We start from the raw sequence: 18,479 nt of genomic DNA, 5'->3' as shown, positions 1-18,479 counted from the left end.
ATGGCAAAAATCATCGTTGTGACCTCCGGCAAGGGAGGCGTCGGCAAGACCACCACCAGCGCCAGCTTTGCGGCCGGCCTGGCCCTGCGCGGCCACAAGACTGCCGTGATCGACTTCGACGTCGGCCTGCGCAACCTCGACCTGATCATGGGTTGCGAACGCCGCGTGGTGTATGACCTGATCAACGTGGTGCAGGGCGAAGCCAACCTGCGCCAGGCACTGATCAAGGACAAGAAGTGCGAGAACCTGTTCATCCTGCCGGCCTCGCAGACGCGCGACAAGGATGCGCTCACGCGTGAAGGCGTCGAGAAGGTCATCGACGGCCTGATCGAGATGGATTTCGAATTCATCGTCTGCGACTCGCCCGCCGGTATCGAGTCGGGCGCGCTGATGGCCATGTATTTCGCCGACGAGGCGCTGATCGTGACCAACCCGGAAGTGTCGTCGGTGCGCGACTCGGACCGCATCCTGGGCATCCTGGCGTCCAAGACCAAGCGCGCCACGGAAGGCGGCGATCCGATCAAGGAACACCTGCTGATCACCCGCTACAACCCCAAGCGCGTGCATGGCGGCGAGATGCTGTCGCTGACCGACATCCAGGAAATCCTGCGCATCAAGCTGATCGGCGTGGTGCCGGAATCGGAAGCCGTGCTGCACGCCTCCAACCAGGGCACACCCGCCATTCACCTGGAAGGCAGCGACGTGTCGGACGCCTACAGCGACGTGGTGGACCGCTTCCTCGGCAAGGACAAGCCGATGCGTTTCACCGACTATCAGAAGCCGGGCCTGCTCTCGCGCATCTTCGGCAACAAGTAACGGTCAAGGAGGGTTCACCCCATGTCGATCCTTTCCTTCCTGCTGGGAGAGAAGAAAAAATCCGCGTCGGTCGCAAAGGAGCGGCTGCAGATCATCCTGGCGCATGAGCGCACCGGCCATTCCGCGCCCGCCGACTACCTGCCCGCGCTGCAGCGCGAGCTGGTGGCGGTGATCTCCAAGTACGTCAAGATCGGCGACCAGGACCTGCGCGTCAGCCTGGAACGCCAGGACAACCTCGAAGTGCTCGAGGTCAAGATCGAGATCCCGCAGCACTGAGGACGGGCCCCGGCGCCGCCGCCGGGTTCGCCCGCCCTATTGTCCTCCGCTGCCCCCGCCCCCGTGCCGACTGCGCCACTTGCGCGCCTGGGTCGGCCGGTTTCATTTTTCCCCGTCCCGATCCCCTCTGGCCCGGTATAGGCCACACAACTGTGCTACTGCAGCGCACCAACTCGGAATTCTGTAGCGGCCAGACAACGGATTTGCACCAAAGTCCTGCTTGAAAGCACGCCTTCACGGAGTTTTGTGTCTTTGTTCCTTACGTTTTGCTAAATTTTCGCGGCGTTTACACGAAACGTAGACCTCGTCCCCGTCGTGATCCGGCGGTGAGAAAAGTACAAGACAGAAAAGGAGCACCATGAAGAAATCGCTACTCACCCTCGCACTCGGTTCGCTGTTTGCCAGCGGCGCCTACGCGCAATCGTCAGTCACGCTGTACGGCATCGCCGACGCCAGCATCCACTACACCACCAACGCCGACGCCAACAACCACAGCCAAACCGCGATGGACAATGGCGCCGTCACGCAAAGCCGCTGGGGTCTGAAGGGCGCCGAAGCCCTGGGCAACAACCTGAAGGCCATCTTCCAACTGGAAAACGGCTTCAACGTGCCCAACGGCACGATGAGCTCGTCGGGTCAGCTCTTCAATCGTCAAGCCTACGTTGGCCTGGCTGGTGACTTCGGCGCCGTGAAGCTGGGCCGCCAGTACACCGAAGGGTTTAACTTCTTCGGCGACTACGATCCGCTGACCATCGGTAACTACACCGGCAACTCGTGGATGTACTACAGCCTGACGCAGCTGCGCCGCAACAACGTGGTCAGCTACAGCGGCTCGTTCAGCGGCTTTGATTTCGGCGCAAGCTATGGCTTTGGCGAAACTCCGGGCAGCTTCACGAAGGCAAGCGGTTCGGGCGCCGGCACCAATTCGCCGTACTTCGGCGTGCGCGCAGCCTATAGCTACGGCCCGTTCGGCGTGGGTGGCGTGTACCAGGAAATCCGCGACCAGAATGGCAACAAGCAGCAAATGTGGGGCGCCAGCGGCAAGTACACGATCGGACCCGCCAAGATCTTCTTGGGCTACATCGGTGGAAAGGACCGCACCGGCGTGATCGACGGCATCCTGAACAACGCCGCAGTCGTCTCGACAACCCGCTGGACCATCCCGACCACCGCCGGCTCGGCTGCTTCCAACGCCAACCCGCGCAAGGACACTCTGGGCTTCGCCGGCCTGACCTACCAGGCTACCCCGGCCCTGGCGCTGACTGGCGCGTTCTACGGCGATTACGTCGAGAACAAGAACGGCATCGCAAATAACAACGGCCGCCGCTACACGGCTGCGTTCATCGCCGAGTATTCGCTGTCGAAGCGCACGCAAGTCTACGGCGCAGCGGACTGGAACAAGGTGTCGGGCGCTACCGAAATGGAACTGCCGGGTCGCGGCAACCAGACCAGCTTCGGCGCTGGTATCCGCCACATCTTCTGATTGTCGTTTGATCAGTTTGGCGAAAGGCACCTTCGGGTGCCTTTTTTTCATGGCCGCGGCCGGCGCCGCAGCCACAGGTACCAGCCGGCTTGCGGGGTGGCCTCGCCCACCGGCTGCAACGGCACCAGCATGCCGCCATGGCGCGCCACCACGCGCTGGGCGCACAGCAGCGCCGGACCGGGCAGGCCCAGGCGCACGCCGCCCTCATCGTTGGCGGGATCGAACACGATCGACAGCGCCAGGCCGCCGGCATGGCCGCGACACGCGATCCGCAGCGCCGTCCCAGGCGCCGCCGCATCGATGGCACTTGCCAGCAGCCATTCCAGCGTGCCGCCCAGCATGGCCTGGTCCCCCCCAATGCGCGGCAGGCGCCCCGCCGGCCGTTCCAGCCGGACACCGGCCTCGCTGGCCAGGGTCCACACCCGGTCCAGCGCTTCATCGAGCAGGGTTCCCATGACAATCCGTTGCATCCGATAGGCATGGCGCGTTTCGCGCAGCAGCCGGTTCAGGTCATCAATATGGCGCAGGGAACGGCGCGCATGGCCGCCGACCTGCGCCAGCAGCGCCGCATCGGCTTGATCCTGGGTGCGGCGCAGCGCCAGCCAGGCCAGCAGCGAGGCATTGGGCTCGCGCAGGTCGTGGCCGAGCACATGCAGCAGCATGTCCTGCACGGCGACGGGATCTCGTATGTCGCCGCGCCGGCCGGGCGCAGGCGCTGCGGCAACGGGGCCGCGCAAACCCCGCGCCAGCCAGCGGCTGCCGAGCCACAGCGCCGTGGCAAACGCGGCATGACGCAACAGCGGCGTCCTCACGCTGCCGCCCGCTCGGGACACCCGGCGCGGTCCGTGCGCTCCAGCCGGTAGCCATGTGTGTAGACCGGCGTCAGCCGCATGCCATGCGCAGCCTGCAGCCCAAGCTTGCTGCGCACGCGCGACACATGGGTATCGATGGTGCGCGACATGGGCGAGATCTCGCGCCCCCAGACCGCGGCGGTGATGTGGTCGCGCGTGACGATACGGCCCTCGTTGCGGAACAGCAGCACCGCCAGGTCGAACTCCTTGGGCGTCAGGCCGACCGGGTGGCCGTTGCAGGTGACCTTGCGCAGTGCGCAGTCAAAGGCGTAATCGCCCACCCGCAGCGGCGCGTGCGGCGCCACCTGCGCGGGATAGGCGCGGCGCAGCAGGCATTCGATGCGCGCGGCCAGCTCGGCCGGGCGCACGGGCTTGACCATGTAGTCGTCGGCGCCCGCGGCCAGGGCAGAGACGATATCGTGCTCGGCATCGCGGCAGGTCAGGAACATCACCGGGATGCGCCGGTCGAGATGGGTGCGCACCCAGGCCAGCACCTCGCGCCCGGACAGCTCCGGCACCTGCCAGTCCAGCAGCAGCAGGTCGAAGCCACCGTCGCGCAGCGCCAGCAGCAGGCGCCGGCTTTCGCCGAAGCTCACGCATTCATATCCCGCGCCGGCAATGACCTGGCGGATCAGCGCCGCATCCGCGGGCGCGTCTTCAAGCGATGCAATGCGCGATGCCAATTTCTTTCCCATGTCTTGCCTCCGACGGAACAGACCACTAGCGCGACATTTAAGACCGTGTTGCGGGCGGCGCGAATAGGAAAGCGCTCAATCTCGACTTTCAACAATCTTTTACTTCTCGCCTCAACGGGCCGCTCCTACCATGGGCTTCGCTGCGGGCCGAACGTGCCTGCGGCGCCCACACTCTCTCCATCCATCGGCGCATTCCGGTGCGCCCCGCGCAGGAGCCACGCTCGTGAAGATCGCCGCGTTGCAGGCGGACCCCACCCTCGCCGTCAGCATCGAACAGACCCTGCGCCTGAACGGCCACCAGTGCACGCGCTACCTCAGCGGGCGCACCATGATCGGCGCGCTGCGCGGCAGGTCGTTCGATCTGCTGATGCTGGATTGCGATACGGCGGGAATCCCGGCACTGGAAGTGCTGGCGTGGGTGCGCCGCACGCTGGGCAATGAGATGCCGGTGATGCTGACCGGCACGTCGAACGAGGAAGGCTTTGTCGCGGCCTGCCTTGGGCAAGGCGCCGACAGCTACGTGCCCAAGCCGCTGCGCGCGGCGGAGCTTGCCGCGCGCGTGCTGGCACTGCTGCGCCGCGCCCGGCCGGCCAGCCCGGACTGCGACCTGGAACACGGTCCGTTCCGCTTTGCCACCGCCGAACGGCGGGTGTGGGTACAGGGCAAGCCGGTGCTGCTGGCCCCCAAGGAATTCGACCTGGCCGTGCTGCTGTTCCGCAACCTGGGTGCGCTGGTGCTGCGCCAGACCATGGTCGATCAGGTCTGGCGCTATCACATGGACCCGGCCTCGCGCACGGTGGACAGCCACCTGTCGCGCGTGCGCACCAAGCTGGCGCTGTGGCCGCACAACGGAGTGCGGCTGTCGGCGGTATATGGGCTGGGCAGCCGCCTGGATGCGGCTTAGCGCAGCCGCTGCCAGCGTCAGTCGGCCTTGATGCCGGCTTCCTTGACGATGCGGGCGTTCTCCACGGACTCTTCGCGGATGGCCTTGGCGAACTGCGCCGGCGTACCGCCGGTCGGCACCTCGCCGCCCTTGAGCAGGCGCTCACGGACTTCCGGCTCGGCCAGCGCCTTGTTCAGCTCGGCGTTCAGCCGGTTGATGATGGCTGCGGGCGTCTTGCCCGGCGCGAATATGCCGAAGGTCGAGGTCAGGTTGGCCTTGGGGTAGCCCAGCTCAGCCAGCGTCGGCACCGCGGGCAGGCTCTCCAGGCGCCTGGGCGCACCCACCGCCAGCGCGCGCAAGCGGCCGGCCTGCATATGCTGGGTCAGCGCCGGGCTGGCGTTGGTGCTCATCACCTCGAACTGGCCGCCGAGCGCGTCATTCATTTGCTGGCCGGCGCCCTTGTACGGGATCAGCGCAATCTCGGCCTTCGACTTCTGCCTGATCTGTTCCAGCATCACATGGCCGACGGTGCCCAGGCCCGAGGTGGCCCAGCGCACCGAGCCCGGCCTGGCGCTGGCCTGGCCCACCACATCGGCAAAGCCCTTGCCGCTGAAGGCGGAGGTGGCCAGCACCAGCACCGGCGAGTACATCACGCTCATCACCGGCGCCACGTCCCTCTGCGGATCGTAGTTGACGCGGCCCACATGCGGATTGAGCGTCAGCGGGCTGGTGGCGGCGAAGCCCAGCGTATAGCCGTCCGGCGCCGCCTTGGCGACCGCATCGAGCCGATGCCGCCGCCGGCGCCGGCCTTGTTCTCGACCACCACCGAGGTGCCCGTCTGCGCCGACAGGCGCTCGCCGAGCGCGCGCGCCACGGCGTCGCTGATGCCGCCGGTCGGATAGGCGACGATCAGGCGGATCGGGCGGCTGGGATAGGCATCGGCTGCGGCGGCAGGCAGTGCGACGGCGACGCCGCTGGCGACGCAGACTGCGGCCAGCACGGACGAGCGGAGGGGGAAGGCCATGACGGAAAAGCGGGAGAGATTCGACAGGGGCGCGCCCGAGGCGGCAGCAAGGTACCGGACCGGTGCGGAGCAGCCGCTATCTTAGCCGATCGGGATGCGCTCAGCGCTCCAGTGGCCGTTCCGGCACCCACGAGACAAAGAGTTCGTTGGCACGGTCATAGAGCCGCCACCCTGTGCCGCAGTCGCGGCAGGAAAACGACATCATGCTGTATGGCACGCCGGCGGCGCTCTGGCTGACCACCGGCGCGGTGCTGCGCAGCGCCAGGCAGGCCGGCGGCTCGCGCCGGCGCGGGTCGTCGGCCAGCGCCAGGCAGCGCTCGCAGGGCGGCATGGCGGGTGTGGCGGAAGGGGCTGTGGCAGATGGCATCGGCTGGAACTGGGGCACGTCAGACTTCATGCCCGCCATCATGCCGCAAAACGCCGCCCGGCAGCAGCAGCCTTCGCGGATGAAATCAGGCAGGCTGCGCGCGCGTCACCGCGGCCGGGGCCGCCACGCGCTGGCCAAGCCACACGCTGCCCAGGCGCGCGCCGCTGGCTGCGCATTATCGATGCCGCCACCGGGCGGTGGCGGCGAAGACACTGAAAAGGCCTGAGCGTCAGGCCCGTTGCGCGCGCTCGCGCAGGTCCGGCAGGAACACCGTCAGCAGGCCCAGCAGCGGCAGGTAGGCGCAGTACTCGTACACCGCGCGGATGCCGTGCGTATCCGCCATGCCGCCCAGCACCGCGGCGCCGATGCCGCCCATGCCGAAGGCAAAGCCGAAGAACAGGCCCGACACCATGCCCACCTTGCCGGGGATCAGCTCCTGCGCGAACACCAGGATCGCCGAGAACGCCGAGGCCAGGATAAAGCCGATGATGAAGGTCAGCACCGTGGTCCAGAACAGGTCCACGTGCGGCAGCAACAGCGTGAACGGCGCCACGCCCAGGATCGACGCCCAGATCACGCGCTTGCGGCCGATGCGGTCGCCGATCGGGCCGCCCAGGATGGTGCCCGCCGCCACCGCGGCCAGGAACATGAACAGGTGCAGCTGCGCGTCCTGCCGCGCCAGCCCGAAGCGCTCCATCAGGTAGAAGGTGTAGTACGAGGTCAGGCTGGCCATGTAGAAGTACTTGGAGAACACCAGCACCATCAGCACCACCATGGCCCGCACCACCACGCGCGTGGGCACCGGGCTGGCGGCCGCGCCGGCGGCCTTGCGCTTGCGCGCGCCCTGCGCCAGCTGGCGCGAGTACCAGCCGCCGATGCGCCACAGCACCACGATGCCCGCCAGCGCCGCCAGCGAGAACCACGCCAGGCTGGCCTGCTGGTGCACGATCAGCGCGGCCAGCAGCGGCCCCATGGCGCTGCCGCCGTTGCCGCCCACCTGGAAGATCGACTGCGCCAGCCCGTGCTGGCCGCCCGAGGCCATGCGCGCCACGCGCGACGACTCCGGGTGGAAGATCGACGAGCCCGTGCCGACCAGCGCCGCGGCCACCAGCAGCACGCCGTAGGTGGGCGCCACCGACAGCAGGAGCAGACCCGCCAGCGTGAACGCCATGGCGATGGCCAGCGAATGCGGCTTGGGATGCTTGTCGGTGTACAGGCCCACCACCGGCTGCAGCAGCGACGCCGTGACCTGGTAGGTCATGGTCAGCAGGCCAATCTGGGTGAAGCTCAGGTTGAAGCCCCCTTTGAGCATCGGATAGATCGCCAGGATCAACGACTGGATCATGTCGTTGAGGAAGTGGGCGAAGCTGATCGCCGACAGCACGCGAAAACCCGTGCGTTCGGCCTGCGGGGACGGTGAAGCGGAGGCTGCGCCGGTGGGCGCGGAGTCGATGGTTGTGCTCATTGGCGGCTCTCGACAAACGGAAGCCAGCGGGGGCGCCGGCCTGTAGGGATCTGAGCATCGATGCTAGCTGGCGCCGCGGCGCCTGTCCTGCGAGAATAGGTCCGCAACCTTGGAGAAAAGGACATGCCGCGCGCCCCTTGCCCTCTTTCCGCATCCGGCTCGGCCCGCCGCCGGCCCGGCGCACGGCATGCGCCCCCCGCCCCCACGCCGGAAACGCTGGCGCTGGGCGACACCTACGCCGATCCTCCCGCCTACGTCCGCTTTGACCGCAGCCCGCTGCCCGTGACCGCGATGGCCGCCGACTACCTGCCCGGACACGTGACCAATCCGCACCAGCATCCGCACGCGCAGCTGATCCACGCGGTGCATGGCGTGATGGTGGTGGCCACCGCCGAAGGCCAGTGGATCGTGCCGCCCACGCGCGGCATGTGGATGCCCGGCGCCACCACGCACTGGATCCGCATGGTGGGCCGGGTGCAGATGCGCACCGCCTATATCCGCCCCGATGCCGCGCCCGACCTGCCCCGGCGCTGCACCGTGCTGGGCATCTCGCCGCTGCTGCGCGAGCTGATCCTGGCGGCCGTGGACATTCCCTTGCCCTATGCGCCAGACACCCGCGACGCGCGGTTGATGCGGCTATTGCTCGATGAGGTGATGCTGGTGCCGTCGCTGCCGCTGCACCTGCCGCGCCCGGCCGACGACAGCCTGCGGCAGATCTGCGATGTCATCACCAGCGCGCCCGATACGGCGCTGACGCTGGCGGACTGGGGTTCACGGCTGGGCGTGGACCCCAAGACCATCCAGCGCCGCTTTGCGCGCGAAACCGGGATGACCTTCGGGCAATGGCGCCAGCAGGCGCGCCTGCTGGCGGCGCTGGAGAAGCTGGCCGCCGGCAGCAAGGTGGTGGATGTGGCGCTGGACCTGGGCTACGAGAGCCCGAGCGCGTTCGCGACCATGTTCAGGCGGCAGTTCGGCGTGCCGCCGAGCGCGTTCTTCCGCTAAGCCTTGCGCTTAGCTTCTCAGATAGCGCTCCACCAGCCGCGTCCAGTAGGCCGCGCCCACGGTCAGGTTCTCGTCGTTGAAGTCATAGCCGGCGTTGTGCAGCAGCGGCTGGTTGGCACCGTTGCCCAGCCGCACGAAGCAGCCCGGGCGCTGCTGCAGGAAGTAGGCAAAGTCTTCGCTGCCGGCGATGCGCGCGGCCTGGTCCACCACCTTGCCGGCGCCGACCAGTTCCTCGGCCACCTGGCGCGCGAACTCGGTCTCGCGCTCGCTGTTGACCAGCACCGGGTAGCCGCGCACATAGTCGATCTCGGCCACCGCGCCATAGCCTTCGGCGTGCGACGTGGCAAGCTGGCGGATACGGTGTTCCAGCGAGGCGCGCACCTCGGGGCTGAACGAGCGCACGCTGATCTCCATGCGCGCGTTGTCAGGGATCACATTGGGGGCATGGCCGGCGTGCAGCGTGCCGATCGTGACCACCGCGGTCTCGTTCGGGTCGACATAGCGCGATACCACCGACTGCAGCGCCATCACCAGGCTGCCGGCCACCAGGATGGGGTCGACCGACTGGTGCGGACGCGCGGCGTGGCCGCCCTTGCCGCGGATGGTGATGGTGACCGTATCGCACGCCGCCATGAACGGGCCCGAGCGGAACAGGAAATGACCCTGCTCCACGCCCGGGTGGTTGTGCAGCCCGAAGATCGCATCGCACGGGAAGCGCTCGAACAGCCCGTCGGCCAGCATGCGCTCGGCGCCGCCGCCGGCGCCGATTTCCTCGGCCGGCTGGAAGATCAGGTGCACGGTGCCATTGAAGTTGCGCGTGCGCGCCAGCTGCTTTGCCGCGCCGAGCAGGATCGCGGTATGGCCGTCGTGGCCGCAGGCGTGCATGCGGCCGGCATTGACGCTGGCATAGGGCAGTGCGGTGCGCTCATTGATCGGCAAGGCGTCCATGTCGGCGCGGATGCCCACGCTGTGGCCGCTGTCCCCGCAGCGCAAGGTGCCCACCACCCCCGTGCCACCGACGCCGCGCGTGACCATATAGCCCCAAGTCTCCAGCAGGCTGGCGACCAGGCCCGAGGTGCGGACCTCGTCGAAGGCAAGTTCGGGATGCTGGTGGATATTGCGCCGGATGGCTTCGAGTTCGGCGCGGCTGTCCAGGGTGTCGGCCAGCGCGCAGTAGCGGTGCCTGAGTGGCGATGCGGGGGACGCCGCGAGGGCGGTGCCGAGATAAGACTCGATTTCGGGGGCGTGCTCGGACATGATGTTTTGCTCTCTGGCGAAACCTGTATAACCAGTATTTCACGCAGAAAACGCGAGCGAAACGCCAAGTGTGCGATTTCCTGTAAAACCATGTAATCCGGCCCGTTTCGGCGCCGGAACTGTTGCCCTAATCGTACGCTTTGTATGGAAACCCAACGCTTTGTGTGAAAGCGTATCGGTGGGGAACCATCCGAGGCGGCGTTCTTTCCGCCTCCGCATGGACACCGGCCCGCGTCATGGCAAAGGCAACCCGTGCCGGCGCCCTGCCCTCAACGCTCGCCGTATGCCACCACCTGCTGGGTCTGCTCTCCCAGCCCGTCCACGCCCAGGCGCATGGTGTCGCCGGCCTTCAGGAAGCGCGGCGGCTTGAAGCCCATGCCCACCCCCGGCGGCGTGCCGGTCGCGATCAGGTCGCCCGGCAACAGCGTCATGAAGCGGCTGACATAGCTGACCACGGTGGCCACGTCGAAGACCATGGTGGCGGTGCTGCCCTTCTGCACGCGCTCGCCATTGACCTCCAGCCACAGCCCCAGCGCCTGCGGGTCCGGCACTTCGTCGCGTGTCACCAGCCAGGGGCCGGCCGGGCAGAAGGTGTCGCAGCCCTTGCCCTTGTCCCAGGTGCCGCCGCGCTCGATCTGGAACTCGCGCTCCGATACGTCGTTGACCACGCAGTAGCCGGCCACGTGGCCCAGCGCCGCTTCGCGCGAGACATTGCGCGCGGTGGTGCCGATGACCACGCCCAGTTCCACTTCCCAGTCGGTCTTGTGCGAGCCGAACGGCAGCATCACCGCGTCGTTGGGACCGTTCAGCGAACTGTTGGCCTTGAGGAACACGATCGGCTCGGCCGGCAGCGGCATGCCGGCCTCGGCGGCGTGGTCGGCATAGTTCAGGCCGATCGCGACGATCTTGCCGATACCCGTCCAGGGCACGCCAAAACGCGCGCCTTCGACGACAGGCAGCGCCGCCGGGTCCACCTGCGCCAGCGTTTCCAGCGCCGCCGGCGCCAGCTCGGCCGTACCGATATCGGCGATCACGCCGGACAAGTCCCGCACGCGCCCCTGCGCGTCGATCAGGCCCGGGCGCTCCGCGCCGGGCTGGCCCACTCTTACCAGTTTCATGTCTTCCTCAGGCTGCTGTCTTCGAATTGAAGAGGCGGCCGGACTCGGCGAGCGAGCGCTCGACCACACTCAGGACTTCTTTCGCGGTGTTCTCGGAGTGCCAGCGCAGTACCTGCGCCAGGCGTGGGCGGCCGGGCTCGCGCAAGGCGGCCATGATGGCCTCGTGTTCCTCATGCGATTCCTGCCAGCGCAGCATGTCGGCATTGGCGGCGCCGCGCGCACGGTGGACCTTGCTCATCAGCGTGGCGTACACGCTCGCCAGCACCGGGTTGGCGGCGCCGTCGATGATGAGCTGGTGGATCTCCTGGTTGATGCGGAAATACTCGGTGCGCCGCCCCGCAGCATGGGCGTCGATCATGGCCTGGTGGCGGCGCTCCAGCTTCGTCAGGGCGGCATCGGTCAGGCGCTGCGCGGCCAGTTCGCCGGCGGTGGCCTCCAGCCCGTGCAGGGTCTCGAAGGTGGCGCGCAGCTCGTCCAGGTCCAGCGGCGCGACGCGGTAGCCGATGTACTGCCGGTGCAACACCAGGCCTTCGGCCACCAGCACCTTCAGCGCCTCGCGCAGCGGCGTCTTGGAGACATCGAAGGTCTCGCAGAAGGCCCGTTCATCGATCCGCGCGCCGGGCGGCAGTTCGCCCTCTTCGATCATGGTGCGCAGCCGCGCGGCAATTTCAGCCGACATGCCGAGCGTGCGCAGGCGCGTGGTTTGGGAAAGCGTTTGTGTCACAGACGTCACCAGAATGGGGAAATGCACCAGGACAAGGCTACCACACCCTCAAATTGTGCACATTCAATACCGTAAAATCAATGACTTAGATACGTTGTAATTACAGATTACGTATCCTATACTCGGGCCTGTTGCGCAACAGGCCAACAGAACTGCCTCACCCAAGGACTAAAACAGGAGACGCCGTCATGGAGACGACAAGCCGGGCGACAGTGATCACGGAGGCCAAGACCTCCGTACGCTGGAAGATTTTTTTGATGATGCTGTGCCTCGTCGCGATCAATTACATTGACCGCGCATCGCTGTCGGTGGCCATGCCACTGATCGCCAAGGAGTTCGACCTCAGTCCCGCCATGCAGGGGCTGATCCTCAGCTCCTTCTTCTGGACTTACGCATTCATGCAGATCCCGGGCGGCATGCTGGCCGACAAGTACAAGCCGCGCATCGTGATTGCCTGCGCCACTGTGTTCTGGGGCTTCTTCCAGGCGATCGCGGCGGTCTGCACCAACGCCACCTCGCTGCTGCTCACCCGGCTCGGGCTGGGCGCCGCCGAAGCGCCGATCTACCCGGCCGGCGGCAAGCTCAACGCCATCTGGATGACGCAGAACGAACGCGGCCGCGGCGCCACGCTGCTTGACGGCGGCGCGCCGCTGGGCGCAGCGCTCGGTTCTCTCATCATTGCCGGGCTGATCAGTGAACTCGGCTCGTGGCGCATGTCGTTCGTGGTAGCCGGCGTCGGCACCGTGCTCGCCGGCTTCGTGGCCTGGTGGTACATCCGCAATTCGCCGCGCGAACACAGCGGCGTCAATGACCTCGAAGCGCGCCACATCGAGGAAGCGCAAGCGCGCGAGCACAGCGCCGAGCCGGCCAACCTGTCCGGCCGTTCGCTCGACTTCTTCAAGTACCGCTCGGTGTGGTGCATGGCCATCAGCTGGATGTGCTTCAACGCCGTCTTCTACGGCCTGCTCACCTGGATGCCGACCTACCTGAGCAAGGCCCGCGGCTTTGACCTCAAGACGATGGGCGGCGCCAGCTTCATCATCTTCATGAGCGGCTTCGTCGGCGAACTCGTCGGCGGCTGGATCGCCGACAAGTGGAAGGAAGCCGGCGGCCGCCCCAACGTGGTGATGCGCACGCTGTTCGGCATTGCGGCCGTGGTCGCCACCGTGTCGATCTTTTCGGTGGCCTATGTCACCGACGCCGTGGCCGTGGTGGCGCTGCTCTCGTCCACCCTCTTCTTCCTGCGCTGGTGCGGCCTGTTCTGGTCCGTGCCGTCGATGCTGGCCACCCGCAACAAGATTGGCTTCCTGGGCGGCCTGATGAACCTGGGCGGCAATATCGCCGGCATCAGCGTGCCGATCATCGTCGGCCTGATCGTGCAGGCCACGGGCTCGTACTTCCTGGCGCTGATGTTCTTCGCCGCTGCCGGCGTGGGCCTGCTGTTCGCTTCCACGGCCATCGACTACGAGACCAAGATCCCGGTCTGACCCCCCGCAGCGCTGCGCGCCCCCATCCACGCAAACCCGATTTGCACACGCCGCGCTGCCTTCGGCAGCGCGGCGGTGGAGGACACTCCCCATGAAACGCCTGTCCCGTATGTTCGCGGCCGCCCTGCTGGTATTGGGCGCCGCACAAGTCCACGCCGCCCCGGCCGCGTCCGCCAGGGCCACTGCCGAAGGCATCCCCACAGCCCAGCCGGAAGCGGTTGGCGTCGATTCCAGCAAGCTCATCGCCCTGTCCGAATGGATCCGCCGCGACAAGCTCGACGTACGCAGCCTGCTCGTCATCAAGGACGGCAAGCTGGTATTCGAGCGCTACGGCGACGGCCTCTCGCGCGACTACAACCATGAACTCTATTCCGTCACCAAGTTCATCAGCGCCCTGCTGGTCGGCACCCTGGTCGGCGACGGCAAGCTGAGCGCCGAAGAATCGCCCGCGCCGCGCCTGGCGGCCGCGCGACCCGACCTGGCCAGCGCGCTGGCAGACAAGCAGGCGATCCAGCTGCGCCACCTGATGTCGATGTCCAGCGGACTGTCGTACAAGCTGGTGGAAGGCACCGACACGCTCTACTACGGCGTGCCGGACCGCCTGCGCGTGGCGGCCGGCGCCGCGGTGCGCACCAGGGCCGGCACCGAGTTCGACTACATCGACGTCAATCCGGTGCTGGTCGGCGCCGCCATCACGCAAGCCGCCGGGCAGCCCGAAGACCAGTACGCGAAGGCCCGCCTGTTCGGTCCGCTCGGCATGAACCACTACCGCTGGGACGGCGCCGACGGCAAGGGCGCGGTGTCGGGCGGCTGGGGCTTGCGGCTGCGCGCCATCGACATGGCCAAGCTCGGCATGCTGATGCTGAACCAGGGCCGCTGGAATGGCCAGCAGATCGTGCCGGCCTCGTGGGTCGCGCGCATGACCACGCCCGCCGGCCCGGCGAAGGACTACGGCTTCTACTGCTGGGTCAACAACATCGTGCAGGGCGAGCGCGAGTTCAGCGCGATGGGCTACAAGGGCCAGTTCATCACGGTGCTGCCGAAGCAGAATGCGGTGATCGTGATGAACAGCATCATGTCCACGCAAGGCGGCCTGCGTGATGCGGCGTACCTTGACCTGTACCGCCGCATGGTGAATCAATACGTGCTGCCCGCGCTGCAGGCCGGCAACACCGTCAGGCCGGATGCCGCGCGCCAGGCCGCGTTGCAGAAGGAACTGGCGCTGGCGCGCGCCAGCCAGGGCGTGCCCGGCACTGCCCTCGCCTTTAACGACAAACCCGAACAATGAACCCCGCAGGCGCCGCCTTCGCCCTTACCGCAACAGGACGGCGCCGCCCCAACTCCTGAGAACGACTGATATGACCAAGCAAATCCGCCTCGGCATGCTGACCCCATCTTCCAACACCGCGCTCGAACCCATCACCAGCGCGATGGTCAGCGGCCTGCCCAACGTCAGCGCGCATTTCTCGCGCTTCACGGTGACCGAGATCTCGCTGCGCGACCAGGCGCTGGGCCAGTTCAACCTGGACAAGATCCTGGCCGCCGCCAGCCTGCTGGCCGACGCGCGCGTCGATGTCATCGCCTGGAACGGCACGTCGTCCGGCTGGCTCGGCTTCGACAAGGACGAAGCGCTGTGCAGGCAGATCACCGAAGCCACCGGCATCCCGGCCACCACCTCGGTGCTGGCGCTCAACGAGATCCTGGCAAAGACCGGCGCGCGCAACTTCGGCCTGGCCACGCCCTACCTGGACGACGTGCAGCAGCGCATCATCGCCAACTACGAGCGCAGCGGCTTTCACTGCGTGGCCGAGAGCCACCTGGACCTGCACGTGAACTACAGCTTCGCCGAGGTCCAGGAAGACACCATCCGCGACATGGTGCGCGGCCTGGCCCAGCACAAGCCGCAGGCCATCACCACTTTCTGCACCAACCTGCGCGCCGCGCACCTGGCTGAAGAACTGGAAGCCGAGACCGGCATTCCGCTGTACGACACCATCTCCACGGTGGTGTGGAAATCGCTGCGCCTGTGCGGCGTGGACACGCGCGAGCTGCAGGGCTGGGGCCGCCTGTTCCGCGAAGTCGAATAAGGGAACAAGCCGGCGCGATGCGCCGGAACCCCTGTGCAGATTTGCAATGCGCGTCCGCAAGGACGCGCATTGCCGCTTAAAGCGGGGCGATCCTGGACTGCCTGCACGGCCGCCGCGTGGCGTGGCGGACAGGCAACCACTACAGGATTGCGCAGTGCCTGTCGCGCGTTGCCGCGCGGCCGGCAATGCAGGAAGCCATGCGGGCCAAAGGACTGGTGCGCGACTGAACCCGGCCGCGCGCAGAGCATCGCCCTGCTCAGCGCTGCGCGCCGAGCAGCGATTCGATCTTCGCCACCAGTTCCTTGTCGTCCGGCCTGGTGCGGCTGCCATAGCTGGCCACCACCTTGCCGTCGCGATCGATCAGGTACTTGTAGAAATTCCACTTCGGCGTCGTGCCGGTCTGCTTTGCCAGCAGCGCGTACATGGGGTTGGCATCGCTGCCGCGCACATGCGACTTGCCGAGCATCGGGAATTTGACGCCGTAGGTGTTGTAGCAGAAGTCCGCGATCTCTTTCTGCGAGCCGGGCTCCTGCGAGAAGTCATTGGACGGGAAGCCCAGCACCACCAGGCCGCGCGCGCCGTACCGGGCGTACAGCGCCTCCAGCCCTTCGTACTGCGGCGTGAAGCCGCAATAGCTGGCGGTGTTGACCACCAGCACCACCTTGCCGGCGTACTGGCACAGGTTCTGCGGCGCATCGTCCTGCAGGCGCGGGAAGGTGAAGCTGAGCGAGGCAGGGCACGCGCCCGCGGTAGCGGCAGGGGCCGCCGCGGGCTTGTCGGCGGCGCGCACCGGCGCCGGCAACAGGGCGGTGCTGGCCGCCGCAAAGGTCAGGGCGGCAGCCAGGCTGGAAAGCAGGGGATGACGGATCATGGCGACGGGGCTCCGGTGGTCGGCTCGCTGTATCGGGTACGCGCAGGTTACGCGTAGTTTACGCCGATGGCGGCCCGCCGGATGCGGCGCGCCACGTCAGTCCATCGCCAGCGTGGCCGCGTGTTCGGTGACGCTGCTGCGCAGTTCCAGGTCCGGCATGCGGCGCACGATCAGCAGCGCCAGCACGGCCGCTGCCGCGCCCATGGCAAAGATCAGATGGAAGCCCGACTCCACGCCGCCCGCCAGCACCGCTCGCACCGATGGCGACAGTTGCGCAAAGGCCTCGCTGCCATGGCGCAGCGCGCCCAGGTCCAATGTCTGCGTGACGCCCGAAGCCGTCAGCGCGTGGCGGAATTCCAACGTCAGCAGCGTGCCGGCCACTGCCCCGCCCAGCGCGCTGCCGAGCGAGCGCAGCACCAGCAGCGCACCCGTGCCGGCGCCGGTATCGCGGCGCTCCAGCGCGTTCTGCACGCTCATCAGCGTGGCCACGATGGTGATGCCCAGGCCCACGCCGGCCAGCGTCATCGCCACCAGCACCACGGCCAGCGGCACCGTCGGGGTCATCAGTGCCAGGATGATCAGCCCCAGCGCGCCGGCGATATACCCCGCGGTCAGGATGCCGCGCATGCGGCCCACGCGCGGCGCCAGCCACGCCACGATGAAATTGCCAGCCACGTTGGCCAGCAGGAACGGCATCACCAGCAGGCCCGAGGTCGACGCATCGACGCCGCGCACCAGCTGGAAGTACAGGGGCAGGGCGAAGATGCACAGGAAGATATCGAGCGCGGCCAGCGCCGACGCGGCCACGCCCAGCACATAGGCGCGATTGGCGAACAGGCGCGGCGGCAGCATCGGGTCCGCGGCGCGGCGCTCCTGCCAGGCCAGCAGCAGCACCGCGGCCACGGCGGCCAGCAGCAGGGCGCCCAGTTCTGGCGAGAGCCAGTCGTAGACGTCGCCGCCCCAGCTCATTGCCAGCAGGAAGGCGACGATGGCCACCGCCAGCAGCAGCGCCCCGAGCCAGTCCACGCGCGCACGGCCGCCGCGCCTGGGCAGGATCGCCAGGCCGCGGTAGCACATGAACATCGCCAGCAGGCCCAGCGGCACGTTGACCCAGAACAGCCAGCGCCACGACATATGGTCGGAAACCCAGCCGCCCACCAGCGGCCCGGCGATCGACGCCACCGCCCACACCGTGGCCAGGTAGCCCTGGTAGCGCCCGCGCTGGCGCGGCGCCACCACGTCGGCAATCGACGCCTGCGCCAGCGACATCAGCCCGCCGCCGCCCACGCCCTGCAGCGCGCGGAACAGGATCAGCTGGCCCAGCGTCTGCGCCAGCGCGCACGCCACCGACGCGCCGATAAACAGCGTGATCGCCACCATCAGCAGGCGCCGCCGCCCGAAGCTGTCGGAAAGCTTGCCATACAGCGGCGTGGTCACGGTCGACACGATCAGGTACGCCGTCACGATCCACGACAGGTGGCCGAAGCCGTTCAGGTCATTGGCGATGGCCGGCACCGCCGGGATCACCACGGTCTGGTCGAGCGCGGCCAGCAGGATGCACAGCACGATGCCGCCGATCACCCGCATGACGGCGCGATGGTCGTGGGCGGGCAGGGCTGGCGTGGCGTCCGGGGCGATTGCGGCAGAGGAGGGGGAAGACATGGGCAAGCAGGAAACCGCAGCGATGTGCGGCGAAAGCAACGTCAAATGCAGGGAATATCGGCCGGTACCCACGCGAGAGGAGGCGTAAAGCCGTCGCGGCTGGCCAAATTCAGCGAACGCATAAGTATATGCGCTCAGCAAATATCGTGCTGGCAGCGGATAGGGGAAAACCCGGCATGCCGGCGCAGCGGCCGGCTTGCTCCGCTCTCCGCATCGGCAAGGGAGCACACCGTTGGTCAAGGTTGCGGTGGGAGGAATGGCAGGCCGTTGTCCGGCCAGTAGATATCAGGCGCTACACGTCATTCGCGCGCAGGCGGGACAATCGTTGGGCGTCCACAGGACGGCCCGCAGGGTGAGCGATCGCGAGCAATCCAGCGTCGTAAAAGTCACTGGGTTCCCGCCTTCGCGGGA

General features: G+C 67.4%; 17 protein-coding genes and 1 pseudogene. 8 read left to right on the top strand and 10 right to left on the bottom strand.

The genetic code is table 11. The features are described 5' to 3' along the window. The 3 genes from minD to ACREYQ_RS00500 all read left to right on the top strand — a co-directional run bounded on the left by minD (nt 1) and on the right by ACREYQ_RS00500 (nt 2,575). Complete coding sequence (gene minD, locus ACREYQ_RS00510; RefSeq protein WP_432258872.1) at nt 1-816, top strand: septum site-determining protein MinD; 816 nt, start codon at nt 1-3, stop codon at nt 814-816. Nucleotides 817-837: 21 nt separating this feature from the next. Further along, nucleotides 838-1,092 (top strand): cell division topological specificity factor MinE, encoded by a 255-nt coding sequence (gene minE / locus ACREYQ_RS00505; RefSeq protein ID WP_012351386.1) that lies wholly within the window; start codon nt 838-840, stop codon nt 1,090-1,092. Between the two features lie 358 nt (nt 1,093-1,450). Beyond that, on the top strand, nt 1,451-2,575 hold the full coding sequence (locus tag ACREYQ_RS00500; RefSeq protein WP_432258871.1) for a porin: 1,125 nt from the start codon (nt 1,451-1,453) through the stop codon (nt 2,573-2,575). Nucleotides 2,576-2,622: 47 nt separating this feature from the next. On the opposite strand, the gene ACREYQ_RS00495 is transcribed toward ACREYQ_RS00500, so the two are convergent. Together ACREYQ_RS00495 and ACREYQ_RS00490 are read right to left on the bottom strand one after the other, a co-directional pair. Continuing rightward, nucleotides 2,623-3,387: a sensor histidine kinase gene (locus ACREYQ_RS00495; protein ID WP_432258870.1), complete on the bottom strand. Its 765-nt coding sequence runs from the start codon at nt 3,385-3,387 to the stop codon at nt 2,623-2,625. Further along, entirely contained in the window at nt 3,384-4,121 is a 738-nt protein-coding gene (locus tag ACREYQ_RS00490) for a response regulator transcription factor (RefSeq protein ID WP_432258869.1), read from the bottom strand. The genes ACREYQ_RS00495 and ACREYQ_RS00490 overlap by 4 nt, the downstream gene beginning before the upstream one ends. A 223-nt stretch (nt 4,122-4,344) precedes the next feature. Here ACREYQ_RS00490 and ACREYQ_RS00485 point away from each other — a divergent pair, with 223 nt between their 5' ends. After that, nucleotides 4,345-5,025 carry a response regulator transcription factor gene (locus ACREYQ_RS00485; protein WP_432258868.1) on the top strand — a complete coding sequence of 227 codons (681 nt, stop codon included), beginning with the start codon at nt 4,345-4,347 and terminating at the stop codon, nt 5,023-5,025. Between the two features lie 17 nt (nt 5,026-5,042). On the opposite strand, the pseudogene ACREYQ_RS00480 reads toward ACREYQ_RS00485, so the two are convergent. The 3 genes and pseudogenes from ACREYQ_RS00480 to ACREYQ_RS00470 all read right to left on the bottom strand — a co-directional run bounded on the left by ACREYQ_RS00480 (nt 5,043) and on the right by ACREYQ_RS00470 (nt 7,860). Further along, nucleotides 5,043-6,028, bottom strand: a pseudogene (locus ACREYQ_RS00480) (Bug family tripartite tricarboxylate transporter substrate binding protein). A 100-nt stretch (nt 6,029-6,128) separates the two neighbouring features. Continuing rightward, nucleotides 6,129-6,434, bottom strand: a complete 306-nt coding sequence (locus ACREYQ_RS00475) for a hypothetical protein (RefSeq protein WP_432260446.1) — start codon at nt 6,432-6,434, stop codon at nt 6,129-6,131. A 190-nt stretch (nt 6,435-6,624) separates the two neighbouring features. Further along, nucleotides 6,625-7,860, bottom strand: a complete 1,236-nt coding sequence (locus tag ACREYQ_RS00470; protein ID WP_432258867.1) for an MFS transporter — start codon at nt 7,858-7,860, stop codon at nt 6,625-6,627. 123 nt (nt 7,861-7,983) lie between these two features. On the opposite strand from ACREYQ_RS00470, the gene ACREYQ_RS00465 reads away from it, so the two are divergent. Further along, nucleotides 7,984-8,862 (top strand): AraC family transcriptional regulator, encoded by an 879-nt coding sequence (locus ACREYQ_RS00465; protein WP_432258866.1) that lies wholly within the window; start codon nt 7,984-7,986, stop codon nt 8,860-8,862. 9 nt (nt 8,863-8,871) lie between these two features. On the opposite strand, the gene ACREYQ_RS00460 is transcribed toward ACREYQ_RS00465, so the two are convergent. From ACREYQ_RS00460 to ACREYQ_RS00450, 3 genes are all read right to left on the bottom strand, one after another. Then, a complete protein-coding gene (locus ACREYQ_RS00460; protein WP_432258865.1) occupies nt 8,872-10,119 on the bottom strand; it encodes a M20 aminoacylase family protein in 1,248 nt (415 codons plus the stop codon). A gap of 269 nt (nt 10,120-10,388) precedes the next feature. After that, nucleotides 10,389-11,237 carry a fumarylacetoacetate hydrolase family protein gene (locus ACREYQ_RS00455; RefSeq protein WP_432258864.1) on the bottom strand — a complete coding sequence of 283 codons (849 nt, stop codon included), beginning with the start codon at nt 11,235-11,237 and terminating at the stop codon, nt 10,389-10,391. 7 nt (nt 11,238-11,244) lie between these two features. Continuing rightward, entirely contained in the window at nt 11,245-11,961 is a 717-nt protein-coding gene (locus ACREYQ_RS00450) for a GntR family transcriptional regulator (RefSeq protein WP_432258863.1), read from the bottom strand. A 188-nt stretch (nt 11,962-12,149) separates the two neighbouring features. On the opposite strand from ACREYQ_RS00450, the gene ACREYQ_RS00445 reads away from it, so the two are divergent. The 3 genes from ACREYQ_RS00445 (at nt 12,150) to ACREYQ_RS00435 (ending at nt 15,535) form a co-directional block, all read left to right on the top strand. Beyond that, on the top strand, nt 12,150-13,448 hold the full coding sequence (locus ACREYQ_RS00445) for an MFS transporter (RefSeq protein ID WP_432258862.1): 1,299 nt from the start codon (nt 12,150-12,152) through the stop codon (nt 13,446-13,448). A gap of 91 nt (nt 13,449-13,539) precedes the next feature. Next, nucleotides 13,540-14,736 (top strand): serine hydrolase domain-containing protein, encoded by a 1,197-nt coding sequence (locus tag ACREYQ_RS00440; protein ID WP_432258861.1) that lies wholly within the window; start codon nt 13,540-13,542, stop codon nt 14,734-14,736. A 70-nt stretch (nt 14,737-14,806) separates the two neighbouring features. Next, nucleotides 14,807-15,535, top strand: coding sequence for a maleate cis-trans isomerase family protein (locus tag ACREYQ_RS00435; RefSeq protein ID WP_432258860.1), 729 nt, complete (start codon nt 14,807-14,809; stop codon nt 15,533-15,535). 256 nt (nt 15,536-15,791) lie between these two features. Here ACREYQ_RS00435 and ACREYQ_RS00430 read toward each other — a convergent pair whose 3' ends face one another. Together ACREYQ_RS00430 and ACREYQ_RS00425 are read right to left on the bottom strand one after the other, a co-directional pair. Next, on the bottom strand, nt 15,792-16,406 hold the full coding sequence (locus ACREYQ_RS00430; protein ID WP_432258859.1) for a glutathione peroxidase: 615 nt from the start codon (nt 16,404-16,406) through the stop codon (nt 15,792-15,794). Between the two features lie 96 nt (nt 16,407-16,502). Further along, nucleotides 16,503-17,993, bottom strand: coding sequence for an MDR family MFS transporter (locus ACREYQ_RS00425; RefSeq protein ID WP_432260445.1), 1,491 nt, complete (start codon nt 17,991-17,993; stop codon nt 16,503-16,505). Nucleotides 17,994-18,479 lie beyond the last annotated feature (486 nt).

Source organism: Cupriavidus sp. TMH.W2 (assembly GCF_050847365.1).
Taxonomy (GTDB): Bacteria; Pseudomonadota; Gammaproteobacteria; order Burkholderiales; family Burkholderiaceae; genus Cupriavidus.
This window is presented reverse-complemented; position numbering and strand designations above follow the sequence as displayed.